Here is a 22,987-nt window from a genome sequence, read left to right as displayed (position 1 = left end):
AAATTATCTTCGCAACTAATTTATGGTTAGTAGTGCAATCTTTATATATTAAAAAACTAATTTTTTTCAATTTTCATAACAAAACGTGTAATGATATAATAGAACATTTATAGAGATAAACTGAAAGAATTTCATGATTAAAATTAGTAATATATTACTACCACCACATCTTAAAATCAAAAAACATATTTTCACAATAAATTGCTTTATATAAATGCTCTACCGACAATTTAGTACAATAATTATATTGATATATTAACTCAATCAATAAGTTTAATGATTGAATATTGTACAAATATTAAAATTTTAGATATTCTATAAGATATTATAGAATTTCTTCACAAAGAATTTTTCAATGTAAAATAAGATATAAAATATTACTATCTCAATAATACAACGTACCATGATACTCTATTAATTTGAAAAAATAAATTTTATCAATTATTTTATTTTTTTGTTTGATAATATTAATAAATATAACACACTGTTTTAATTTATTTGCAATAAAAAAGAATTAATGATGTTCTTTATTTCTGTTTCAATTTGAATACGATGATTTATATCAATAAAACTTTCACAATAAATTTTATAAACTTCTTCAGTACCAGATAACCTAATAGCAAACCAACCGTTACAAGTTATAATTTTTACACAATTGATAGTTTGATCACAATTTAATATAATGGATCTCTTAATAACATAATCTCCAGTTAATGTAGTTTTATGGAGAAAATTATGTAGGTTTTGAGAAATAAACTTTCTTTGTAAACTAGTGATAGGGATTTGCATACAATTATAACTAATGAATCCGAATTTATCCGCCAATATAGAAAAATATTCTTTTATATCTTTATTAAAATTTACAGTAATTTCTGCTGCCAATAAACACATAATAATTCCATCTTTATCGGTAGACCATGGACGTGCATTAAAATTTAAAAAAGATGCGCCTGCACTCTCTTCACAACAAAATCCTAAAACACTATTAAACAAACCTTGAACAAACCATTTAAATCCTACTGGGAATTGTAATAATTTAATATTAAGATTATGCGTTACTAAATTAATCATAGTACTAGATACCAATGTTGTACCTACTCCTAGTATAGACTTCCATAATGGACGATTTTGGAACAAATAATCTATTGCTACTGATAAATAATCTCTAGAGCTAATAGAACCTAAAGATGTAATAATAGAATGTCTATCACAATCAGGATCATTAATAAAAATTAAATCAAATTTATTACGTAACATTAATAAACAAGATATTACCGACTCGGATGAACAATCCATCCGAATCTTACCGTCACAATCAGGACGTATAAAACTAAACGTTTTATCAATTTTTTCATTTATTACAACTAAATTTAAATGATAAAAGTGAGCAAGATATTGCCAATATGCAATACCTGCTCCTCCTAACGGATCTATACCTAATCTTATACCAGATCCTTTAATAGCTTTCATATCAATTACAGTAGATAAATTTTTAATATATGTTTGTATCAGATCTTGCACATAAATATGTCCACTTCGCCAAGCTTGTTTTAACGTAAAACGACGTATTCCACGTAATTTATTTGCTAATAATAAATTAGCATATTTTTCAATAAGATTAGTAATACCAATATTAGCCGGCCCTCCATTAAATGGATTATATTTAATACCGCCATATTCAGGTGGATTATGAGAAGAAGTTAAAATAATACCATCAGCTTTAAATGAATTAATGTAAATAAAGCGATTATAATTTAAAATTGCATGAGAGATAACTGGAGTAGGAGTATAACCTTCTCCTTGTTGTATAATAACGTCTATACCATTAGCAGTTAACACTTCAATCACAGAAATAAAAGCAGGTTCAGAAAGAACATGAGTATCTTTTCCTAAATAACACGGACCAGTTATTCCTTGATTAATTCTTATATTTACAATAGCTTGAGTAATAGCAAAAATATGATTTTCGTTAAAACTAGAACCTTCGGAAGTTCCGCGATGTCCAGAAGTACCAAATTTAACCATTTGAGAATCATTGTGTGGATCCGGACATAAAATATAATATTTCATGATTAATTGCGTAATATCAATTATATTATTGTTATAAACAGATTTACAATGTTTAGTGCAATTAACCATCGATCAATATACCTCATAAAAATAACAATTATCAACTAGATTTTAGCCTTAATATAAAATATTATATTGTTAATTTAATACCATTTTTTTAATTTAAATATAATGTTCAATTATATTTGTTTTTATTTTGTTTTGAATTCAATATAAATAAACTGTAACATAATTGAGTTATTTGATTAATCAAAAACGACATTAATGTAAATGAACGTGAATATTGTGAAACTCAATTACTTATTTCACAAAAAAAATATTGCAAAAAAAAATATAAAAACAATAGTACTAATTCATGGTTTATTTGGTAATTTAAGTAATCTTGGAATATTAGCAACAAAACTTGCAATATATTATCAAATTGTACAACTTGATTTACGTAATCATGGCAAATCACCTCATACGAATTCTATGCATTATCTAGAAATGTCACAAGATATACTTGTATTATTAGACCAACTGACAATAAATAAATTCATTGTTATTGGACATTCAATAGGTGGTAAGGTAGCTATGTTTTTGTGTCAACTAGCGCCAAATCGTATTATAAAAGCAATAATTCTTGACATAGCACCAGTGAATTATGTCACATACAATATAAATCCTGTATTTATAGCTATAAATGATGTTATTAAAATTGGTGCAACTACACGACATCAAGCTAATCAAATTATGCAAAAAAATATTCAAGATAAACAAATCATACTATTTTTATTAAAATCTTTTTATCAAGGACGATGGCTATTTAATATTAAAGTCATAAAAGAATATTATTCCATTCTTAGTAATTGGCATAATTATTTTCCTTGGACTGGAAAAATATTATTTATTAAAGGTGAACTATCTACATACATAAATAAACATTATTATACTGATATTTTTCAAAATTTTCCTAAAGCACAAATTATAAAAGTACTTCAAGTTGGACATTGGTTGCATCATGAAAAACCAGATATTGTATTAAATATTATCAATGATTTTTTAAAAAACTAATTTTTTTAAATTTTAAATGCATTAGAAAATAATTGACGATACATATAAATATTTATAGACTGAAGATATTTATTCAAAATTATTTACTCGATTAGGATTTTGCATTAATAAGCATCATAAATTTAAATTGATAACCGTAATATTAAGATTATTTAAATAATTCATTAAATCATTACTAAAATACGTGTAAATCACATAAAAATATAAATCATACAAAATATTATAAAATAATGTTTATTATTTCATTGTAAACCAATTACTAAAATTATTATAATTACGTAATTTACAAAATAAAATGTGTTTAAATAAAATGAACAATGTAATAATTAACATGCAAACATTTTAAATAATAAAATTTTTATAATTAAGTTATATATGAAAAATTAATTTAAAGGTACATACATTATGAAAGCAAAAGTGGGCATTTTTTTTAGTAGTGATACTGGTAACACAGAAAACGTTGCAAAAATGATTCAAAAACAATTAGGCACCAATGTTGCAGATATATTTGATATCGTGAATAGCAATAGAGAAGATTTAGAACAATATAATAATTTACTTTTAGGAATTCCCACTTGGTATTATGGTGAAGCTCAATGTGATTGGGAAGATTTTTTCCCTATTTTAAAAACCATTAATTTTTGTGGGAAAAAAGTAGGAATTTTTGGTTGTGGAGATCAAGAAGATTATGCTGAATATTTTTGTGATGCAATGAATATATTGAAAGAAATTACTGAACATAATGGAGCTACTTTAATTGGAAAATGGCCTACTGATGGGTATCGTTTTGAATCTTCTAAAAGTTTAATTAATAAAGATCATTTCGTTGGATTAGTTATAGACGAAGATCGACAACCTGAAATGACTTTAGATCGCGTGATTAATTGGGTTAAACAAATTAAAAAAGAAATGAATTTAAATTAAATTATTTTAAAAACAATAAAAAATAAACAGATAACCTTCTTATAATTCATATATATATAAATAAGCACTATTTTATAATTTATGCGTTTTATAATTCATAAAAAATTCATAGGATTTTTTTATTATTTTTTGTTTTCCATATGCTCTTCAATTCTACCGTACGATGAAATACTAATTTATTTGCAGTAGAATAACACTCATCAATACAAAAATATCCTTCACGTTCAAACTGATAATGTTTATTCTTTTTAGAATATAAAACACTATCTTCAACAAAACCATGATAAATAACCAAAGAACGAGGATTTACATACGATAAAAAATTTTTCACTGCCCATGGATTAGATATTGTAAATAAATGATTATACAAACGAAATTCTGCAATCACATTCCTCGTTGCTGACACCCAATGAATAACACCCTTAACATCACGACAATCAATAGGATTCTTATTAAGTGTTTGAGAATCATATGTACAGAAAATTATACTAATAGCTCCATTATTATCTCTCTGCACTCGTTCAGCCTGAATAACATACGCGTTACGTAAACGTATTTTTTTACCTAATATTAATTTTCTAATTTTATAATCATTAACTATTTCACAAAAATCATTGCGATCAATAAATATTTCTTTAGTAAAAAAAATTTGACGAGTTCCCATATCCAATTTATTAGGATGATTCAACGCAACAATTTTTTCTTCATACTTATCAGGTAAATTATTAATAATTATTTTTATAGGATCGAGAACGGCCATAACACGTGATACCTTGTCATTTAAATCTTTCCTGATACAAGCTTCTAATGCTGCCATGTTTATGCAGCTTTCTTGTTTAGTAACACCAATACGATAACAAAATTCACGAATAGATTCGGGGGTATAACCACGCCTACGCAAACCCGAAATAGTTGGCATACGTGGATCATCCCATCCTGTTACAATATTATGTAATACTAATAAATCAAGTTTACGTTTAGACATTACAGCATATTCCAAATTAAGACGTGAAAATTCATATTGACGTGGATGCACGTTAATATTAATTTTATTTAAAATCCAATCATATAATCTGCGATTATCTTGAAATTCTAAAGTACATAAAGAATGAGTAATACCTTCCAGAGCATCAGAAATACAATGAGTAAAATCATAGGTTGGATAAATACACCACTTATCTCCAACACGTTGGTGATGTATAAATTTAATTCTATAAAGAACAGGATCTCGCATAATCATATAAGGAGATGACATATCAATTTTAGCCCGTAAACAAGCTTTTCCTTCTGCAAAATATCCCTGTCGCATTTTAGTAAACAACATTAAATTTTCTTTTATATGTCGAGAACGATAAGGACTATTTTTGCCCGGCAAAACTAATGTTCCACGATACTCACGAATTTTATTTGGTGACAATTCATCTACATACGCTAATCCTTTATTTATTAGTTCTACAGCATAATTATATAATTTTTCAGAATAATCTGAAGCATAACGTACATCACCATGCCATTGAAAACCTAACCATACAATATCGTTTTTAATGGCTTCAACATATTGTATATCTTCGTTAACTGGATTAGTATCATCAAAACGTAAATAACACTGACCGTGATAATATTGTACGACACCAAAATTTAAACATATTGATTTTGCATGCCCAACATGTAAATATCCATTAGGTTCTGGTGGAAATCTTGTACGTATTATTTTAGATTTATCAAGAGATAAATCTTTTTCAATAATTTGATAAATAAAATTATTTCTATATACAATAGGTCGTTTCATAAAAACTTTTCAATTAAATCATTATGTATAAAATTATAACAAAATACTGTATTAATGAAATCATAAACTATTTATAAAATGTAAACATTCATGATATCCCTTATAAAGGAACTTTTATTATGAATAAAATCAAAATAAAATTTTATAAAAATTTATAAAACATTACTAATAAAGTATAGAAAATACTACTACATGACTATCATGTAATAGTACAATAACATATTATTTCAACAAATTAATAAATAATATGTATTTATATTATAAGTTAAAAATTTTCCATAAGTTTAAATTAATAAAGATATATATAATAATAAAAATAAAATAAACCAAAATAAATCATAATTAATTAACAAAACATACAAAATTATAATTACCATAATTTCAAAACAATTATCGTGTTCAATAACATAGAAATTTTATTATTTTCCTGTACACAATTATCTGCATTGTTAATATTCTATTAATATATATTTTGTATATACTTTATTTTATCAAAATATAAAATATTTTTCTTAACTTAATTTTATTTATTATAACTTACTGATTTACTTATATAAACTTCTTACATTAAAGTTTTTTATTGTTGTTTAAATGATCTCAAGAAACTCTAAATTAGATTATAATACAAATATAAATTCAGTAAATCACATGTAATAATATTTATTCATATACTTATTAAACCATTAGGATTATATTAAATGAGACCAATATTTTTACAAACTGCATCTCAAGTTAGTACATGGGTAACTAGTTATATTGTACATCGTATCAATACTTTTCAACCAACTGCTCGCAGGCCATTTATACTAGGTTTACCAACTGGTAGTACACCCTTAGAAATGTATAAAAAATTAATTAAAAAATATAAAACAGGAGATATTACTTTTAAACATGTAGTAACATTTAATATGGATGAATATGTTGGTTTATCATCTGATAATCCTAAAAGTTATCATTCTTTTATACATAAAAATTTCTTTAATTATATTGATATTCCTAAAGAAAACATTAATCTTTTAAATGGTAATGCACCAAATTTTGATATTGAATGTCAAAGATATGAAAATAAAATAAAATCATATGGTAAAATTAATTTATTCATAGGCGGTGTTGGTAATGATGGTCACATTGCTTTCAACGAGCCAGGTTCATCTTTGTCTTCACGTACTCGTATAAAAAAACTCACAGAAGAAACTCGTCATGCTAATTCACGATTTTTTAATAATAAAATTGATCGCGTACCAAATTTAGCTCTAACAATTGGTATAGGTACGCTTTTAGATGCACAAGAAATTATAATTTTAATAACAGGAAAAAACAAAGCATTAGCAGTGAAAGCAGCAATTGAAGGTAATGTTAATCATATGTGGACTATTAGTTATTTGCAATTGCACCCAAAAGTAATTATAGTATGTGATGAAGCTTCAACAATGGAATTAAAAGTGAAAACTGTTAAATATTTTCAAGAACTAGAAATTAATAATACTACAAGTATGCAAATAAATATTAACTGATTATGTACGCGTTAACTAACAGTCGAATATATACTGGTAATAAAATCCTTACAAACCATGCATTAATTATATCTAATGGTTTCATCAATAATATTCTGCCAATGAAATATCTTTCAAAAAAAATAATCCAGCATGATTTATCTGGTAATATATTAGCTCCCGGATTTATTGACTTACAACTAAATGGATGTGGCGGTGTTCAATTCAATGATAACGTTAATAATATATCTATAAACACACTGAAAATTATGCAAACTACCAATCAAAAATTTGGTTGTACAAGTTTCCTTCCTACACTGATTACTAGTAGTGATATTTTAATAAAACAAGCTATTAAAATCATACGAATTTTTTTGTTAAAAAATAAAAATCAAGCTTTAGGATTACATTTGGAAGGACCATATATAAATCCCAAAAAAAAAGGTATTCATAATCCTCTTTTTATTCGTTTTCCTACAGAAGAAATGATTGCCTTTTTATGTGATAATAATGATATAGTAAAAAAAATTACTTTAGCTCCAGAACAAGTAAAACAATCAATTATTTACCGTTTATGCAAATCAGGCATCCAGATTTCAGTTGGCCATTCCAATGCAACATATGAACAAACAAAAAAAGGGTTTAATGCTGGCATAAATTTTGTTACTCATTTATTCAATGCTATGCCTCCATTAACTGCACGAGAACCCGGAATAATAGGTGCAGTCTTTGATACACCAACTATTTATTGCAGTATTATTACTGACGGGATTCATGTCCATTGGGCTAACGTACGAAATGCAAAACACATTAAAACAGATCATTTAATTTTAGTTACAGATGCTACATCTCCTGCTGGCACCAATAATAATATTAAAACGTTTACTTTTGCAGGCAAAACGATAAAACATCATAATGGTTTATGTGTAGATCAACATGGTATCCTAAGCGGATCATCACTTACCATGATTGGAGCAATAAAAAACAGTGTTAAATATGCAGGAATATCATTAGATGAAGCTTTACGCATGGCTACTTTATATCCAGCACAAGCCTTAGGTGTAGACGACTACTTAGGAACAATTTCCATAAATAAGATAGCTAACTTAACCATATTCACTGATGAATACAAAATAAATAAAACCATTGTTAATGGTAAAGAAATTAAAATAAAAAAACATTAATAAATTTAATAATTCACTTTAATCATGTAAAATTAATATGAATATTGCTTAATTTTATCTCTTTTTAAAAGATACTTTAATTAACATTAACATAGATTATTTAAAAAATATTATTTTAATTTAAAAAATAAAATTTCTAAAAATAAACAATCTTTACAAATAAAAATTTTTAATACATACTGAATTTATGAAACGAATCGTATATTTATTTAATAATAACAACAAAATTTTATATTTTAAAATTTTTATGTATGAAAAATGAAGTACAGTTTAACACGATATACATTTCATCTGAATATAAACAACATGAAAATGTTAAAATTATAGAATATATAAATTATATACATGTTATTTGTGTATTATGTAATATTAATAATGTAGCTACGTAGCTCAGATGGGTTAGAGCACAGCACTCATAACGCTGAGGTCACAGGTTCAATCCCTGTCGTAGCTATGTATTGTTAATTTAATTTTTCGATTTACTGTTATAATAATATTATTAGACTTTAACATGTTAATTTTTGTATAAATTTTCTATAAATTTAATTTGCTCATGACTATATTATAATTGCGGGAGTGGCGAAATTGGTAGACGCGTTAGACTTAGATTCTAATATTGTTGCAATGTACGAGTTCAAATCTCGTCTCCCGCATATATTTATTTAATAGTTAAAATGTAATTACTGAAAATGGGGTATAGCCAAGTGGTTTAAGGCAGTGGGTTTTGATCCCACCATTCCTAGGTTCGAATCCTGGTACCCCAGTGTTTTATTATAACATTCACGAACATCAAAAAAATACGCAACATTTTTATAACAAAATGCTATTAATAAAATTTAAAATTGACGAATCATTTACAAAATAAACAAAAAACTTAAATATTTCTATAAACTAACATATCTAAATAATTAATATTTCTATAATAATAATTAGGCTACTGAATTTTAAAATAAATCAAAAATATTCATAGTTTCAAAATATTTTACATAATACATAATTTAAACAACTAAAATTAAGTATTTATTATTCATAATATTTAATTTATTTTATTTAATAACGTAATAACAAATAATTTCATTAATCAACAACACAACAAAAATATAAATATATCTACTTTATTTTTTTAAAATACCTAAAGCATATTTTAATATTTTTTTCTTAAAGAAATTAGAATTATTGATAAAAATACATCCAATATTTCTTATTACTTTCAAAAAAATATTATTATTAATAAAAATAAGATAAAATGCGTGTATCCCAATTTGCATTAATAAATTATCGTATCGACGCTTATGTTGGTAACATTGAAGAACTTCTATTTTATCCCAATATCTATTATCTTTATTCCGAGCATCAATCAATATTCTTGCTAACATTACAGCATCTTTAAATCCAAGATTTACCCCTTGTCCTGCTAAAGAATGCATACAATGCGCAGCATCACCAATTAATGCTAACCCTGGTCGTATGTACTCATGTACATGCTGACAAAATAAATGAGAATAACCTACATTATATAATTTTATATTACCTAATTTAGGCATAAATACATTTCGTATTTTTTTTTCTAATACCAATAAAGGTAATTTCTTTAGTTGATGAATACGTTCTGTTGTATCATACCACATTAAAGACACCCAATTATCATACAACGGTAAACATCCTTTTAGACCACAAGGAGTAATAATCTGCCAAATAGTATTTGACTGTTTTTTTTCTGCCCTTGCACTTAACAACATACAAGATTGACCATATTCCCAGCCACTAATAGAAATACCCGATAACTTTCTAACACTAGAATTCATGCCATCTGCTCCTATTAATAGACGACCTATAATTATTCTATTATCGTTTAATTCTATTTGCCAATAAACACCGTTATATTTTATGGAAATAATTGAAAATGGATAATACAACGTTAAATTTTCATGTTTATCAAAAGATTGCCACATGGCTGTTTGTAATCTTTGATATTCTACAATAAATCCCATTTTAGATAAATAAATAGAATTAGAATTAAATGTTACCTTTGCTACCTGATATTCCCACGTTTCTAATTGACAATATGGAGTACAATAAAACTCATCTATAAATGGCCAAATATTAATTTCAGTCAAAAAATTAATAGAATTACAATTAATAGCTAATACTTTCAGATCAGGTGGATTATTTTTAGACACAACTAATTTCTGAATATTTTTCTCAACTAATGCTATTCTAAAATTAGATTGAGAAAGATATAAAGCAAAACTACTGCCTATGACTCCTCCTCCAATTACTATTACATCATATATATCAGATTTGTTCATTACTATACATAATTAACATTATTATAAATATATTATAATAAAATGATCTAAAAACATGTTTTTAATATTAACTATACTTAAATATTATATATCAACTCATTATTTAATCAAAATTACCATAATAAAACATTGTACAATTTATAACACAGATACATTACATGACATATGTAAATATCCACAATGTCATAATATTTTATAATACACATTGAAAAATAAACTCAGATTTTTTAAAATTTAGAAAAAAACATATACATTAATTTACACAAGTAAGTAATCAATATTATTATATATATTCGTAACAAAACATATGTTTTATGTTTTAAAATCAAACAAATATCAAAATAATTATAAATTATTTTAAATATTTATATACCAAATAAAACATAACAACACATAAATCTTTAAACTGTCTTCTTCTATTAAATTTCTTTAAATTAAAATAAAATGACCAAACATAAACTTCACAATAAAAAAATTATACTTGAACCAATTGATAATAACAGATTAATGAGTTTATGCGGCCCACTTGATAATAATATCAAAGAACTTGAACATCAATTAGATATCATTATAAACCGATTTAATAACATTTTTCAACTCATAGGAAATACAATACATATAGATATTGCTACTACTGTAATTACATCTTTATATCTAGATACTGCTCCATTAAATGGCATTATTACTAATATTGGACCAGAACAAATACATCTAGCTATTATAAAAAGTAAAACATTCGAAAAAAATAAACTAATTCCTATTAACCATAATAAAATTATTAACATTAATACAAAACACTCTTTAGTTAAACCAAAAACAATTAACCAAATGAAGTATATTACTCATATTTGTAATCATGATATTATATTTGGTATTGGGCCGGCAGGAACAGGAAAAACCTATTTAGCTGTAGCAACAGCAATACAAGCATTAGAACACCAAAATATTCACAAAATTATATTAACAAGGCCGGCAGTAGAGGTAGACGAAAAATTAGGATTTTTACCAGGTGATTTATATCAAAAAATACACCCCTACTTATATCCATTATATGATGCAATGTTTAAAATTATGGGACATACTAAAGTAAAAAAATTAATTGAACGTAATATCATTGAAATAGCTCCATTAGCTTATATGCGAGGACGTACCTTTAATCATGCTTTTATCCTTCTTGATGAAGGACAAAATACAACTATTGCACAAATGAAGATGTTTTTAACTAGAATAGGTTTTAATTCAAAAGTAATTATTACTGGCGACATCACTCAAATAGATTTACCTCAAAACCAACCATCAGGATTATGTCATGCAATGCAAATTTTAACTAATATAAAAGGTATAAGTTTTAACATCTTTCATAACGAAGATGTTATTAGACATCCAATAGTTAAAAACATTACTAACGCCTATGAATATTGGGAAAAAAACAATTTCCTAAAAACAAAACATAGATAATATATCTTTCACAACTAAAAGTGCTATAATTATCCAATTATAACCAAAATAAATAACTAAATGAATCAAGTCATCCTTAACCTGCAAGTAGCTTGTGACAGCTTATGCGGCTTACCACACAAATTAACATTTATACGTTGGCTAAAAATAATATTATATTCATATCATAATAGAAAAACAGAAATAACTATTAGATTAGTGGATGAAAATGAAAGTTGTGCATTAAATACGCAATATCGTAATAAAAATTATCCAACTAATATTTTATCTTTCCCATTTACCCCTCCAACCAATATCAAAACTCCATTACTTGGTGATTTAGTTATTTGTCGTCAAATAGTAGAAAATGAAGCACATAAACAAAAAAAAAATCTTGAATTACATTGGGCACATATAGTAACTCACGGTGTTTTACATTTATTAGGATACAACCATCTTTCAAATAAAGAAACAAAAAATATGAACATGATGGAACAAAAAATTATAAATAAATTGGGATATCATAATACTAATTATAAAAAATCAAAATAATTAAAAAAATAATATGAGTGATCATCATCTACAAGAAAATAATAACCTTGGTAATAAAAAAAATTTTTTTACCACAATCTTAAATCAATTATTTCATAGTGAACCTAAAAATCGAAAAAATTTGTTGAAACTAATCCATAATTATGAACAACATTCGCTTATTGATACCGATACACGTAAAATGTTAGAAGGAGTCATTAATCTTACTGAGAAAAAAGTACGTGATATCATGATTCCAAAATCCCAAATAATAACTTTAAATAAATCACAAACATTACAACACTCCCTAGACGTAATTATACAATATGCACATTCACGATTTCCAATAGTTGGTGAAAATAAAGACCACATTATAGGTATTCTTATGGTTAAAGATTTATTACCTTTTATGTTCAATACTAAACATTTTAACATCGAAAAAATAATGCGGCCAGCTATAGTAGTACCAGAAAACAAACGTGTAGATAGAATGTTAAAAGAGTTTCGTTGTCAACATTATCATATGTCAATCATTATTGACGAATTTGGAAATATGTCTGGATTAATAACCATCGAAGATATCCTTGAACTTATCGTAGGTAATATTGAAGATGAATATGATGATGAAGAACATTACGAAATCCACCAAATCAATCAACATACTTTCATTGTTCATGCGTTAACACCTATAAAAAAATTTAATAAAACATTCAATGCTCATTTTGATCATGAAGAATTTGACACTATTGGCGGCTTGATTATGCAATCTTTTGGACATTTACCAAAAATTCATGAATCAATTAATATTGATAACTATATTTTTAAAGTATCTTTAACAGATAGTCGTCGTATCATTCAAGTATTAGTACAAATCCCATAAAATCTATTAAATATAATAATTTCACGTACTAAATATATGAATATTAAATGCACAAAAATATCTTACCAAAATATATACAATAGTATACTATCCTTGATAACTGGTATAGTAGGTGTTTTTGCATTTTCTCCTTACAATTTTTGGCCATTAAGCATTCTTTCTCTCACTGGATTACTAATAACAACTTTACAATGTAATATAAAACAAGCCGCGCTGCAAGGTTTTATATGGGGTATTGGATTATTCGGTACTGGAGTACACTGGATATATATCAGTATGACTACATTTGGCGAAATATCAACATTAACAAGTATTTTAATAACAAGCATATTTATTATTTATTTAACATTTTATCCAACATTATTTTCAATTTTGTTGGTTAAAATATGGCCTAATTCAAATTTATGGAGATTAACTTTAGGGGCTTCTGTATTATGGTCGGTAATCGAATTTTTAAGAGGTTGGATATTAACAGGCTTTCCATGGTTACAATTTGGATACAGCCAAATCAATGGTCCATTAAAAGGATTAGCACCAATTTTTGGGGTAAAATTCATTACTTTCATAATTGTAATCATAAGTGGCTTGTTAACATTTTTTCTTACGCAAAAACATTACCCATCACTATTAACAATAATAATATTGTTATTATTCATAACACCTTTAAATCAAATACGATGGTATTACATCCAGCCACAACGTGCTGTTAACATAACATTAATTCAAGGTAATATCGATCAAAATATAAAATGGAATAATGAAAAAATAAATGAAATATTAAATGTCTATCTACAAAAAACTTTACCGATTATAAATAAAACACAAATAATCATTTGGCCTGAAACAGCCATACCAGATTTAGAAATTAATCAAACAAAATTATTATTAACATTAGATAAACAATTAAGACAAAATAATACCAGCTTAATTACTGGCATTATCGGGGTAAATGAAAAATCATATAAATATACTTATTATAATAGTATCATAGTACTTGGTGACTCTATCCCTTATTGTTATAATTACACTAAAAATCGTTATAACAAACACCATTTAGTACCTTTCGGAGAAATCAATCCTTCATCCATGATACTACAACACGTAACGTCATTTTTAAATTTACCAATAAATTTTTTACAAAAAGGCCATTATTTACAACCGCAATTACAAGCGGCTAATATGAAATTTACTGCAGCTATTTGTTATGAAATAATAATTGATGAACAAATACAGAAAAATTTTTGTAAAGATACCGATTTTCTGTTAATTATTTCTAATGATGCTTGGTTTGGCAATTCCATCGGCCCATGGCAGCATTTTCAAATGGCATGTATGCGTGCACTTGAATTAGGTAGACCTCTGCTAAGTTGCACCAACAACGGCATAACTGCTATAGTGAGTGCAGATGGCATATCTCAAAAACAATTACCTACATCAACTTGTCAAACATTAAATATGAATATCTTTCCTACCAAAGGAACTACTCCCTACGCTAAGATGGGATATTACCCATTATGGATTTTAATTTTCATATGTGGAATTATAGCATTTATTTTCGGAAGAAACATTAATAATTAATTAATAATATGAATAGTAAAAATTACCAATAGAAAACATTTATAAAATTATTAAATATTCACTAATCAGTAATAAAAAATTAAAAATAAACAATATATAACTAAATAATTATATATTTTATATATTTAATTTATATTTAATACAATTAAATATAAATAATATTACCCATTATTACATACAAATGATGTATAACCTGTATTCTTGATCATTTATACAACTCTCGCATGACACAAGATATTAATTTATCGCTTTAATTATTAACATAACTATTTATAGAATTTAAAAAATTTTTACATTTTCATACTTAAAAAAATTAAATTAAAAAATAATACTGTAAATATATATTTTCAAATTGACAAAAAATAATGTTATATAACATCAATAAATACATCATAAATTATATTTATGATCAAAATATCTATTTTTGATATAAAAAATAATTCTTAAAATAAGTAATTATTATTTTATTAACCAAAATATGACATGAAATTTTTGAATTGTATGACTTATACATTTAAAATATTAACAATTTTAACACAAATCATATAAAAATATAAAATACATAAATTTAAATATATATTTTTGGATCCATAATTGCCGATAATATTGTACAATATGAAAGAAACAAATCTTTAATTAACATAAAAAATTATAATCATGAAAAAATTTTACTATCCAAAACAAATAGAACAAACCGTACAACAATATTGGGAAAAACATAAAACATTCCAGGTTACCGAAGATGTAAATAAAAAAAAATATTATTGTTTATCTATGTTGCCATACCCTTCTGGACGATTACATATGGGTCATGTACGGAATTATACTATAGGTGACGTTATTTCTCGTTATCAACGTATGTTAGGAAAAAATGTATTACAACCCATGGGATGGGATGCATTTGGTTTGCCTGCAGAACAGGCTGCATATATACATAAAACTTCAGCCTCATCATGGACATATTCTAATATTAATTATATGAAAAAACAATTAAAAATATTAGGATTTGGTTATGATTGGAGTAGAGAAATAACTACTTGTAAACCAGAATATTATCTTTGGGAACAATGGCTATTTACTATTTTATATAAAAAAAAATTAATATATAAAAAAACTGCATTAGTAAACTGGTGTCCACAAGATCAAACTGTATTAGCTAATGAACAAGTAATTAATGGATGTTGTTGGCGTTGCAATTCATATATAAAACATAAAAAAACACCACAATGGTTTATAAAAATTACAAATTATGCTGAACAACTTTTATTTGATTTAGATAAATTAAAATATTGGCCAAAAAAAATTAAAGAAATGCAAAAAAATTGGATAGGACGCTCGCAAGGTTTCGAAATTACTTTTAAAATTACAAAAAGCAATCAAATACTAACAATCTACACAACAAAGATTGCAACATTAATGGCAACAACATATATTTTAATATCCATACATCATCCTTTATCATTAAAATTGTCTGCTACATGCGAAAAAATAGCAAAATTTATCAAAACATTCCGTGCTGTCAAATTAACTGAATCTGAATTAATTACTACAGAAAAAAAGGGTATAGCAAGTAATATAAATGCTGTTCATCCTGTCAGTAATCAAGAACTACCTATTTGGATCACCAATATTTTAACAACAAATAATGAAACTGATATTAAAATGGGCGCGCCCAATAACAATCAACAAGACTGGGAATTTGCAAAAAAATATAATTTACCAATAAATATTTGTCACGAAATAAATCATGAATGCTGTAATTCTCAAATAGAACCAAAAAACAAAAACTTATATAAACATACAAAACAAAAACATAACAAACAATGTAATCATGTAATTGAATTAAATAATATTACTACATCATTAATAAACCACGGATTAGCAAAATACAAAATAAAATATCGTTTACGAGATTGGGGAATATCACGTCAACGCTACTGGGGGACACCTATCCCAATGATCACTCTTGAAAATAAGAAGGTCATTCCAGTTCCTATCAATCAATTACCAGTTATTCTACCTGAAAATATCGAAACCAATAATAATATTTTAAATCCATTAAAAATTAATAAAACATGGAAAAATATTATTCATAATGGACATCCAGCAATTCGTGAAACAGATACATTAGATACGTTTGTAGAATCATCGTGGTACTACGCAAGGTATACATGTCCAAATTATAAAAAAGGTATGTTACATTCAACTTCTGCTAATTATTGGTTACCAATTGACCAATATATTGGTGGAATAGAACACGCTGTAATGCACTTGATATATTTTCGATTCTTTCACAAATTAATGAAAGAGCTCGGTTTAGTTAATTCAGATGAACCAGCAAAAAGATTACTATGTCAAGGTATGGTATTAGCAAACGCCTTCTATTATTTATCAAATAATAATGAAAAAATTTGGATTTGTTCTAAAAATACTAAAATTAAATATAATAAAAAAGGAAAAATTATTGAAGCTAAAGATGATAAAGGAAATACATTAATTCATGCTGGTATGATTAAAATGTCTAAATCAAAAAATAATGGGGTAGATCCCCAATCAATGATAGAAAAATACGGCGCTGATACTATACGTTTATTTATAATGTTTGCTGCACCACCAGAAATGCCCCTCGAGTGGAATGAATCTGGTATACAAGGAGCAAAACGTTTTCTAAATCGTATTTGGAACTTAACTTATGATCATATTCAAAAAGGTCCAACAATTAAATTAAATATAAATAACTTAAATACACAGCAACAGAAATTACGACAAGAACTACATAAAACTATTACTAAAGTTACTCATGACATCGACAAAAGACAAATGTTTAATACTGCTATTGCTTCTATAATGGAATTTACAAATAAATTAACTAAAATATCTAAAAATGAAGAACAAGACCGAGCATTAACACAAGAAGCACTAGAAGTTATTGTAAGATTAATTTACCCTTTTACTCCACATATTGCTTTTGTTCTTTGGAATGCTTTAGGTAATAAAAAAAATATAGATGCAACCTCATGGCCATGTGTAGATACTCAAACTCTCATGCAGTCTGAAGTAAATATTATAATTCAATACAACGGAAAATTTTGCTGTACAATTGCTGTACCAATTAATTCTGAAAAGAATATTATACAACAATATATACTACACAATCCTTCATTAAAAAAATATTTGCAAAAAAATAAATTTTACAAAACATTTTTTATTAAAAATAAATTGCTAAATATTATATCAAAATAAAATACATGTTATGTAATGTTAAAATTTTTTTATTTATATTAACAACAACCATTCTTATGAATTGTGGTTATAAATTCACCACATATGAAAATTTATATAGCACTCATAACGTAAAAAATATCACTTTTTATAATTTAGAGTCTTATCATTTACTAGCTAATATGATAAAAACAGAACTGAACATAAATAATTTTAACCTAATAAAAGATAAAAATCATTTAAATATAACGACTCCGTCAGTACAGATTATCAATGTATTTGAAAACAATAATAAAATTGATATAATCCAGAACAATATATTAACTAAATTTCAGCTAACGTTGAAAATAAAAGCAAAAATTATAATATCTTCCACAACACATACTGTAAATATTAAAATTAATCGATATTACTTTACAAATCATTCTATGCCATTAACACGAGATTCAGAAATAAAAAATTTGCGCAAAGAAATATATCAACAAGCGGCGCAACAATTAGTATGTAAACTTCTGAATATCATTATTAATGCTAAATAGAACACTAAATAAACTTAATCAAAACTTAAAAGAAATCAAATAATTAAATATATTTACTACAAATTATCATGATTTATTTATATCCAGAACAATTAAGTTCTCAATTAAAAAAAAAAATAAATAACATCTATATTTTATATGGCACGAATCCTCTTTTATTACAAGAAAGTCAAAATAAAATTTATAAAACAGCAAAAAAATGTGGTTTCAATCAAAAATATAGTTTCTTATTAGATAAAAACACTAACTGGAGTAACATATTTAATAAATGTAAAAATTTACATTTATTCAACAATAAACAAATACTATCCTTCACTATATCAAACAATTACATTAATGACATCGTCAATAAAAAAATATCTGTTTTATTTTCATTGTGTAACAAAAATTTATTATTTATTGTTCATATTGATAAATTAACCAATTATAAAAAAAATTACATTTTTTTAAAAAAATTTCATCACAAAACAATATTGATTAATTGTAATACACCTCAAGCTAATTATTTACTAAATTGGATTTTAGACACAGCAAAAAAGATGAATATCTTGTTAGATCATAAGATCTGTCAGTTATTACATGAATATTATCAAGATGATTTATCAAGTGTAGTCGAATTATTAAAAAATTTACGCTATATATATCCTGATGACATAATCTCATTAACTCAAGTTAAAAAAACAATAAACAAACTAATCAATTTTACTCCATCTCACTGGATTAATACACTTCTATCTGGAAACTACAAATTATCTTGTCATATTTTACACAAATTAAAATTAGAAAATATTGAACCTGTAATTTTATTACGCAAACTTCAACATGAAATATTGCTATTACTCACATATAAACAACAGACACAACAAAACATCACACAAAACTTGTTATCAGATAAATACAAAATAAAATCAAATAAACATCAGTTATTATTAATAAAAGCTTTAAAACGATTAAATTTTAATCAATTAAGTATATCTATAAAAATTATGTTCCAATTAGAATTAGAAATTAAACAAAACAACATTTATAATACTTGGAGTACATTTGAAGTTTTAACTTTGTTGTTATGTCAATAATAATATCAAACTTAAATGATTAATAAGGTTTAATATAAACATTATAACATATTACAAAGTTTTACTTCCATACTATAAAACTTTATTGCATTAATTATTTGTTTAATAAAATACATATCAAATTAAAATACACAATACTTTTAATTAATAAAATAATACATATATCATTCAAAATTTAAAATTTAATAGATATAAACATTAACAAGATCCAAAACTAAAATAAAATTATAGTGTTTAAAACAACTTATTCAATATTAATAAAACATAGACTTACAAAAAAAATACACAATAACTTTTTTAATTAATTATCTATATTTATTACATCAACTATCTTAAAATTTAATGTATCATGAAAAATATTAAAACGCTTGAGTACGTAAAATAAAATATACATAGTGTATTTTATCTAATTTTATTAAAAAACACTAATACTATACTTATAATTAAATTATTACTTAATAATCATTACACCATCAATACATACATAATCAAATATAATACTAAAATAAATTTTTTAATTTTCTCAATATAATTACATGACATATAAAAACAATAAAAATAAGTTATTACACAACACTGTTCTTCTCAAAGACCTAATTATAAATATAATTAATAATTTAAAAGGAGAAAACATTGTTTTCCTAAACGTAAGTCATAAATCGAATATTACTGACTATATGATAATATGCACTGGAAAATCTGACAGACATGTCATTTCTATTACGGAATATATAACACAAAAATCGCAGGCAATAGGTTTAAAAAAAAACTATTGCATTTCAGGAAAAAATACAGCTGAATGGGTTATTATTGATATGGGAGATATCATCTTACACATAATGCAAAAAAGATCCAGAAAATTATATGAATTAGAAAAATTATGGGGCTAACTTAAATATACTAAAAAAATAATATGTATATTTGTACAACTAGAACTCCTTACTTAATAACTATACATGATACTCACTACAAAATAAATACAATCTTTATTAATTAAATGAAAATACAATATTTCCATTTTTTTCGTAATGATTCCTATGAGTCACTACTATTTACAAAACGAATATTCATAGCAAGTGCTATTATTACATTATTAAGTAGTATTTTAATTATCAATTTATACTATCTACAAATTATTAATTTCAACGATTATAACAATAAAGCTCATAATAATTATATTAAAAAAATACCTATTGCACCAAGCAGAGGATTAATCTATGACCGTAATGGCACCATGTTGGCGCTTAATAAAATATCTTACCAATTAGAAATAACTCCTGAAAAAGTACATAATTTACAAAAAACTATTAACGATCTAAAATACATTATTGATCTTACTGAAGAAGATATTACAAATTTTAATAAACAATGCAAGAAACTATCTAATTCTACTGTATTAATTTTAAAATCTAAGCTTACAGAAATACAACTGGCTAAATTTGCAGTTAATAAATATCGCTTTACTGGTGTAGAAATAAAATGTTATCAACATCGCTATTATCCTTACGGATCTACATTAACTCATGTTTTAGGTTACGTATCTAAAATTAACCATCAAGATAAAAAAAAATTAAATAAAGAAGGTATTTTAAAAAATTATATTGCAACAAAAAACATAGGTAAATTAGGCATAGAACACTATTATGAAAAAATTTTACATGGTAAAACAGGTTACAAAAAAGTAGAGGTAAATAATCATGGACAAATTATTCGTGAATTATACGAAAAACCGCCACAACCAGGAACAGATTTAATCTTAACTTTAGATCTTAATCTTCAACAATATATTGAAAAACTTTTAATAAATAACAAAGCATGTGTTATCGTGTTAGATCCGCGCGATGGAAGCATACGAGCATTAATTTCAAATCCCAGTTATGACCCGAATTTATTCGTACATGGTATATCCAATACACATTATAATAACTTATTAAAAAATAAAAATTACCCATTAATAAATCGATCTATACAAGGATTATATCCTCCGGCATCTACAGTCAAACCTTATATTTTATTGTCTGCTTTAACACTAGGAGCTATTAACAAAAATTTTTCTTTTTTCGATCCAGGATGGTGGCAATTACCTGGTTCTAAAAAATATTATAAAGATTGGAAAAAAACAGGACATGGACAATTAAATGTAACTAATGCACTAGAAGAATCAGCGGATACTTTTTTTTATCAAATAGCTTATAATATGGGAATCGATAAATTATCAGAATGGATGTCACAATTCGGATATGGACAACATAGTGGTATTGATATCTCCGAGGAAATCACAGGAATTATGCCTACTCGCATATGGAAAATGAAAAAATTCAAACAACCATGGTATCAAGGAGATACCATATCAGTAGGAATAGGTCAAGGATATTGGACTGCAACACCAATACAAATGTCAAAAGCATTAATTACTTTGATTAATAACGGCGCAGTAAAAACTCCCCATTTATTCAACAATTCTCTAGGAGAAAATCCTATACACTACCAACAAATTGAAACAAAACAGATAGGAGATCCCAATGCTGATTATTGGAAAATAGTTAAAAATGGAATGTTTGGTGCGGCTCACCATGTTAATGGAACAGTATATCGAAATTTTGTAACTTCTACATATAAAGCCGCAGCAAAATCTGGTACTGCACAGCTTTACAATTTAAAAATTCACGAACAATACAATCCACTTAAAATTGCTCAACATCTTCGAGATCATAAACTTATGACTGCCTTCGCTCCATATGACAATCCTAAAATAGCACTAGTGATAATTTTGGAACATGGAGGTAATGGTGGTTTAACAGCAGGAGAAATAACTAGATCAATTTTTGACTATATGTTATTGAATAAAGATTCAAAAGAATATTTATTGCAAAAATAATAATTAATTTAAATTTTAAAATAA

Annotated in this window: 16 protein-coding genes and 3 tRNA genes; 16 read left to right on the top strand and 3 right to left on the bottom strand. The window is 25.4% G+C overall.

Annotation, left to right across the window (positions count from 1 at the left end):
• Nucleotides 1–489 precede the first annotated feature (489 nt).
• Nucleotides 490–2,139: a phosphohexomutase domain-containing protein gene (locus tag BOBLI757_RS01660; RefSeq protein WP_046304928.1), complete on the bottom strand. Its 1,650-nt coding sequence runs from the start codon at nucleotides 2,137–2,139 to the stop codon at nucleotides 490–492.
• Nucleotides 2,140–2,340: 201 nt separating this feature from the next.
• On the opposite strand from BOBLI757_RS01660, the gene BOBLI757_RS01655 reads away from it, so the two are divergent.
• The gene (locus tag BOBLI757_RS01655; protein ID WP_046304925.1) at nucleotides 2,341–3,123 is read left to right on the top strand and encodes an alpha/beta fold hydrolase; all 783 of its coding nucleotides are present in this window, start codon (nucleotides 2,341–2,343) and stop codon (nucleotides 3,121–3,123) included.
• A 405-nt stretch (nucleotides 3,124–3,528) separates the two neighbouring features.
• On the top strand, nucleotides 3,529–4,047 hold the full coding sequence (gene fldA, locus BOBLI757_RS01650; RefSeq protein WP_046304923.1) for a flavodoxin FldA: 519 nt from the start codon (nucleotides 3,529–3,531) through the stop codon (nucleotides 4,045–4,047).
• Nucleotides 4,048–4,153: 106 nt separating this feature from the next.
• On the opposite strand, the gene glnS is transcribed toward fldA, so the two are convergent.
• On the bottom strand, nucleotides 4,154–5,836 hold the full coding sequence (gene glnS / locus BOBLI757_RS01645) for a glutamine--tRNA ligase (protein WP_046304922.1): 1,683 nt from the start codon (nucleotides 5,834–5,836) through the stop codon (nucleotides 4,154–4,156).
• Nucleotides 5,837–6,534: 698 nt separating this feature from the next.
• Here glnS and nagB point away from each other — a divergent pair.
• From nagB to BOBLI757_RS01620, 5 genes are all read left to right on the top strand, one after another.
• Nucleotides 6,535–7,350 (top strand): glucosamine-6-phosphate deaminase, encoded by an 816-nt coding sequence (gene nagB / locus BOBLI757_RS01640; protein WP_046304920.1) that lies wholly within the window; start codon nucleotides 6,535–6,537, stop codon nucleotides 7,348–7,350.
• A gap of 2 nt (nucleotides 7,351–7,352) precedes the next feature.
• Nucleotides 7,353–8,513: an N-acetylglucosamine-6-phosphate deacetylase gene (gene nagA, locus BOBLI757_RS01635; protein WP_046304918.1), complete on the top strand. Its 1,161-nt coding sequence runs from the start codon at nucleotides 7,353–7,355 to the stop codon at nucleotides 8,511–8,513.
• A gap of 379 nt (nucleotides 8,514–8,892) precedes the next feature.
• Nucleotides 8,893–8,967: transfer RNA gene (locus BOBLI757_RS01630), tRNA-Met, on the top strand.
• Between the two features lie 116 nt (nucleotides 8,968–9,083).
• Nucleotides 9,084–9,166: transfer RNA gene (locus BOBLI757_RS01625), tRNA-Leu, on the top strand.
• 37 nt (nucleotides 9,167–9,203) lie between these two features.
• A tRNA-Gln gene (locus BOBLI757_RS01620) sits at nucleotides 9,204–9,277 on the top strand.
• A 351-nt stretch (nucleotides 9,278–9,628) separates the two neighbouring features.
• On the opposite strand, the gene BOBLI757_RS01615 is transcribed toward BOBLI757_RS01620, so the two are convergent.
• Complete coding sequence (locus tag BOBLI757_RS01615) at nucleotides 9,629–10,822, bottom strand: FAD-dependent oxidoreductase (RefSeq protein ID WP_046304917.1); 1,194 nt, start codon at nucleotides 10,820–10,822, stop codon at nucleotides 9,629–9,631.
• 444 nt (nucleotides 10,823–11,266) lie between these two features.
• Here BOBLI757_RS01615 and BOBLI757_RS01610 point away from each other — a divergent pair, with 444 nt between their 5' ends.
• The 9 genes from BOBLI757_RS01610 (at nucleotide 11,267) to mrdA (ending at nucleotide 22,963) form a co-directional block, all read left to right on the top strand.
• On the top strand, nucleotides 11,267–12,280 hold the full coding sequence (locus BOBLI757_RS01610) for a PhoH family protein (protein ID WP_046304915.1): 1,014 nt from the start codon (nucleotides 11,267–11,269) through the stop codon (nucleotides 12,278–12,280).
• Nucleotides 12,281–12,340: 60 nt separating this feature from the next.
• Entirely contained in the window at nucleotides 12,341–12,811 is a 471-nt protein-coding gene (gene ybeY / locus BOBLI757_RS01605) for an rRNA maturation RNase YbeY (protein ID WP_046304913.1), read from the top strand.
• Between the two features lie 13 nt (nucleotides 12,812–12,824).
• Complete coding sequence (gene corC / locus BOBLI757_RS01600) at nucleotides 12,825–13,670, top strand: CNNM family magnesium/cobalt transport protein CorC (protein WP_046304912.1); 846 nt, start codon at nucleotides 12,825–12,827, stop codon at nucleotides 13,668–13,670.
• Nucleotides 13,671–13,763: 93 nt separating this feature from the next.
• A complete protein-coding gene (gene lnt / locus BOBLI757_RS01595; protein WP_320408691.1) occupies nucleotides 13,764–15,248 on the top strand; it encodes an apolipoprotein N-acyltransferase in 1,485 nt (494 codons plus the stop codon).
• 657 nt (nucleotides 15,249–15,905) lie between these two features.
• Nucleotides 15,906–18,491: a leucine--tRNA ligase gene (gene leuS, locus BOBLI757_RS01590; protein ID WP_046304910.1), complete on the top strand. Its 2,586-nt coding sequence runs from the start codon at nucleotides 15,906–15,908 to the stop codon at nucleotides 18,489–18,491.
• A gap of 56 nt (nucleotides 18,492–18,547) precedes the next feature.
• A complete protein-coding gene (locus BOBLI757_RS01585) occupies nucleotides 18,548–19,009 on the top strand; it encodes an LPS-assembly lipoprotein LptE (protein ID WP_046304909.1) in 462 nt (153 codons plus the stop codon).
• 68 nt (nucleotides 19,010–19,077) lie between these two features.
• Nucleotides 19,078–20,085: a DNA polymerase III subunit delta gene (gene holA, locus BOBLI757_RS01580; RefSeq protein WP_046304907.1), complete on the top strand. Its 1,008-nt coding sequence runs from the start codon at nucleotides 19,078–19,080 to the stop codon at nucleotides 20,083–20,085.
• Between the two features lie 536 nt (nucleotides 20,086–20,621).
• Complete coding sequence (rsfS, locus tag BOBLI757_RS01575; RefSeq protein WP_046304905.1) at nucleotides 20,622–20,975, top strand: ribosome silencing factor; 354 nt, start codon at nucleotides 20,622–20,624, stop codon at nucleotides 20,973–20,975.
• Nucleotides 20,976–21,082: 107 nt separating this feature from the next.
• Nucleotides 21,083–22,963: a peptidoglycan DD-transpeptidase MrdA gene (gene mrdA, locus BOBLI757_RS01570; RefSeq protein ID WP_046304904.1), complete on the top strand. Its 1,881-nt coding sequence runs from the start codon at nucleotides 21,083–21,085 to the stop codon at nucleotides 22,961–22,963.
• Nucleotides 22,964–22,987 lie beyond the last annotated feature (24 nt).

Source organism: Blochmannia endosymbiont of Camponotus (Colobopsis) obliquus (assembly GCF_000973545.1).
Taxonomy (GTDB): domain Bacteria; phylum Pseudomonadota; class Gammaproteobacteria; order Enterobacterales; family Enterobacteriaceae; genus Blochmanniella.
Note: the sequence above shows the minus strand (reverse complement) of the source record. Positions and strands in the feature narration are given on the sequence as shown.

Coding starts and splice junctions, on each gene's coding strand:
- BOBLI757_RS01610 (WP_046304915.1), top strand. CDS start 11,267: ATGACCAAACATAAACTTCACAATAAAAAAATTATACTTGAACCAATT.
- ybeY (WP_046304913.1), top strand. CDS start 12,341: ATGAATCAAGTCATCCTTAACCTGCAAGTAGCTTGTGACAGCTTATGC.
- BOBLI757_RS01660 (WP_046304928.1), bottom strand. CDS start 2,139: ATGGTTAATTGCACTAAACATTGTAAATCTGTTTATAACAATAATATA.
- holA (WP_046304907.1), top strand. CDS start 19,078: ATGATTTATTTATATCCAGAACAATTAAGTTCTCAATTAAAAAAAAAA.
- rsfS (WP_046304905.1), top strand. CDS start 20,622: ATGACATATAAAAACAATAAAAATAAGTTATTACACAACACTGTTCTT.
- leuS (WP_046304910.1), top strand. CDS start 15,906: ATGAAAAAATTTTACTATCCAAAACAAATAGAACAAACCGTACAACAA.
- BOBLI757_RS01655 (WP_046304925.1), top strand. CDS start 2,341: ATGAACGTGAATATTGTGAAACTCAATTACTTATTTCACAAAAAAAAT.
- glnS (WP_046304922.1), bottom strand. CDS start 5,836: ATGAAACGACCTATTGTATATAGAAATAATTTTATTTATCAAATTATT.
- BOBLI757_RS01585 (WP_046304909.1), top strand. CDS start 18,548: ATGAATTGTGGTTATAAATTCACCACATATGAAAATTTATATAGCACT.
- nagB (WP_046304920.1), top strand. CDS start 6,535: ATGAGACCAATATTTTTACAAACTGCATCTCAAGTTAGTACATGGGTA.
- BOBLI757_RS01615 (WP_046304917.1), bottom strand. CDS start 10,822: ATGAACAAATCTGATATATATGATGTAATAGTAATTGGAGGAGGAGTC.
- nagA (WP_046304918.1), top strand. CDS start 7,353: ATGTACGCGTTAACTAACAGTCGAATATATACTGGTAATAAAATCCTT.
- fldA (WP_046304923.1), top strand. CDS start 3,529: ATGAAAGCAAAAGTGGGCATTTTTTTTAGTAGTGATACTGGTAACACA.
- corC (WP_046304912.1), top strand. CDS start 12,825: ATGAGTGATCATCATCTACAAGAAAATAATAACCTTGGTAATAAAAAA.
- mrdA (WP_046304904.1), top strand. CDS start 21,083: ATGAAAATACAATATTTCCATTTTTTTCGTAATGATTCCTATGAGTCA.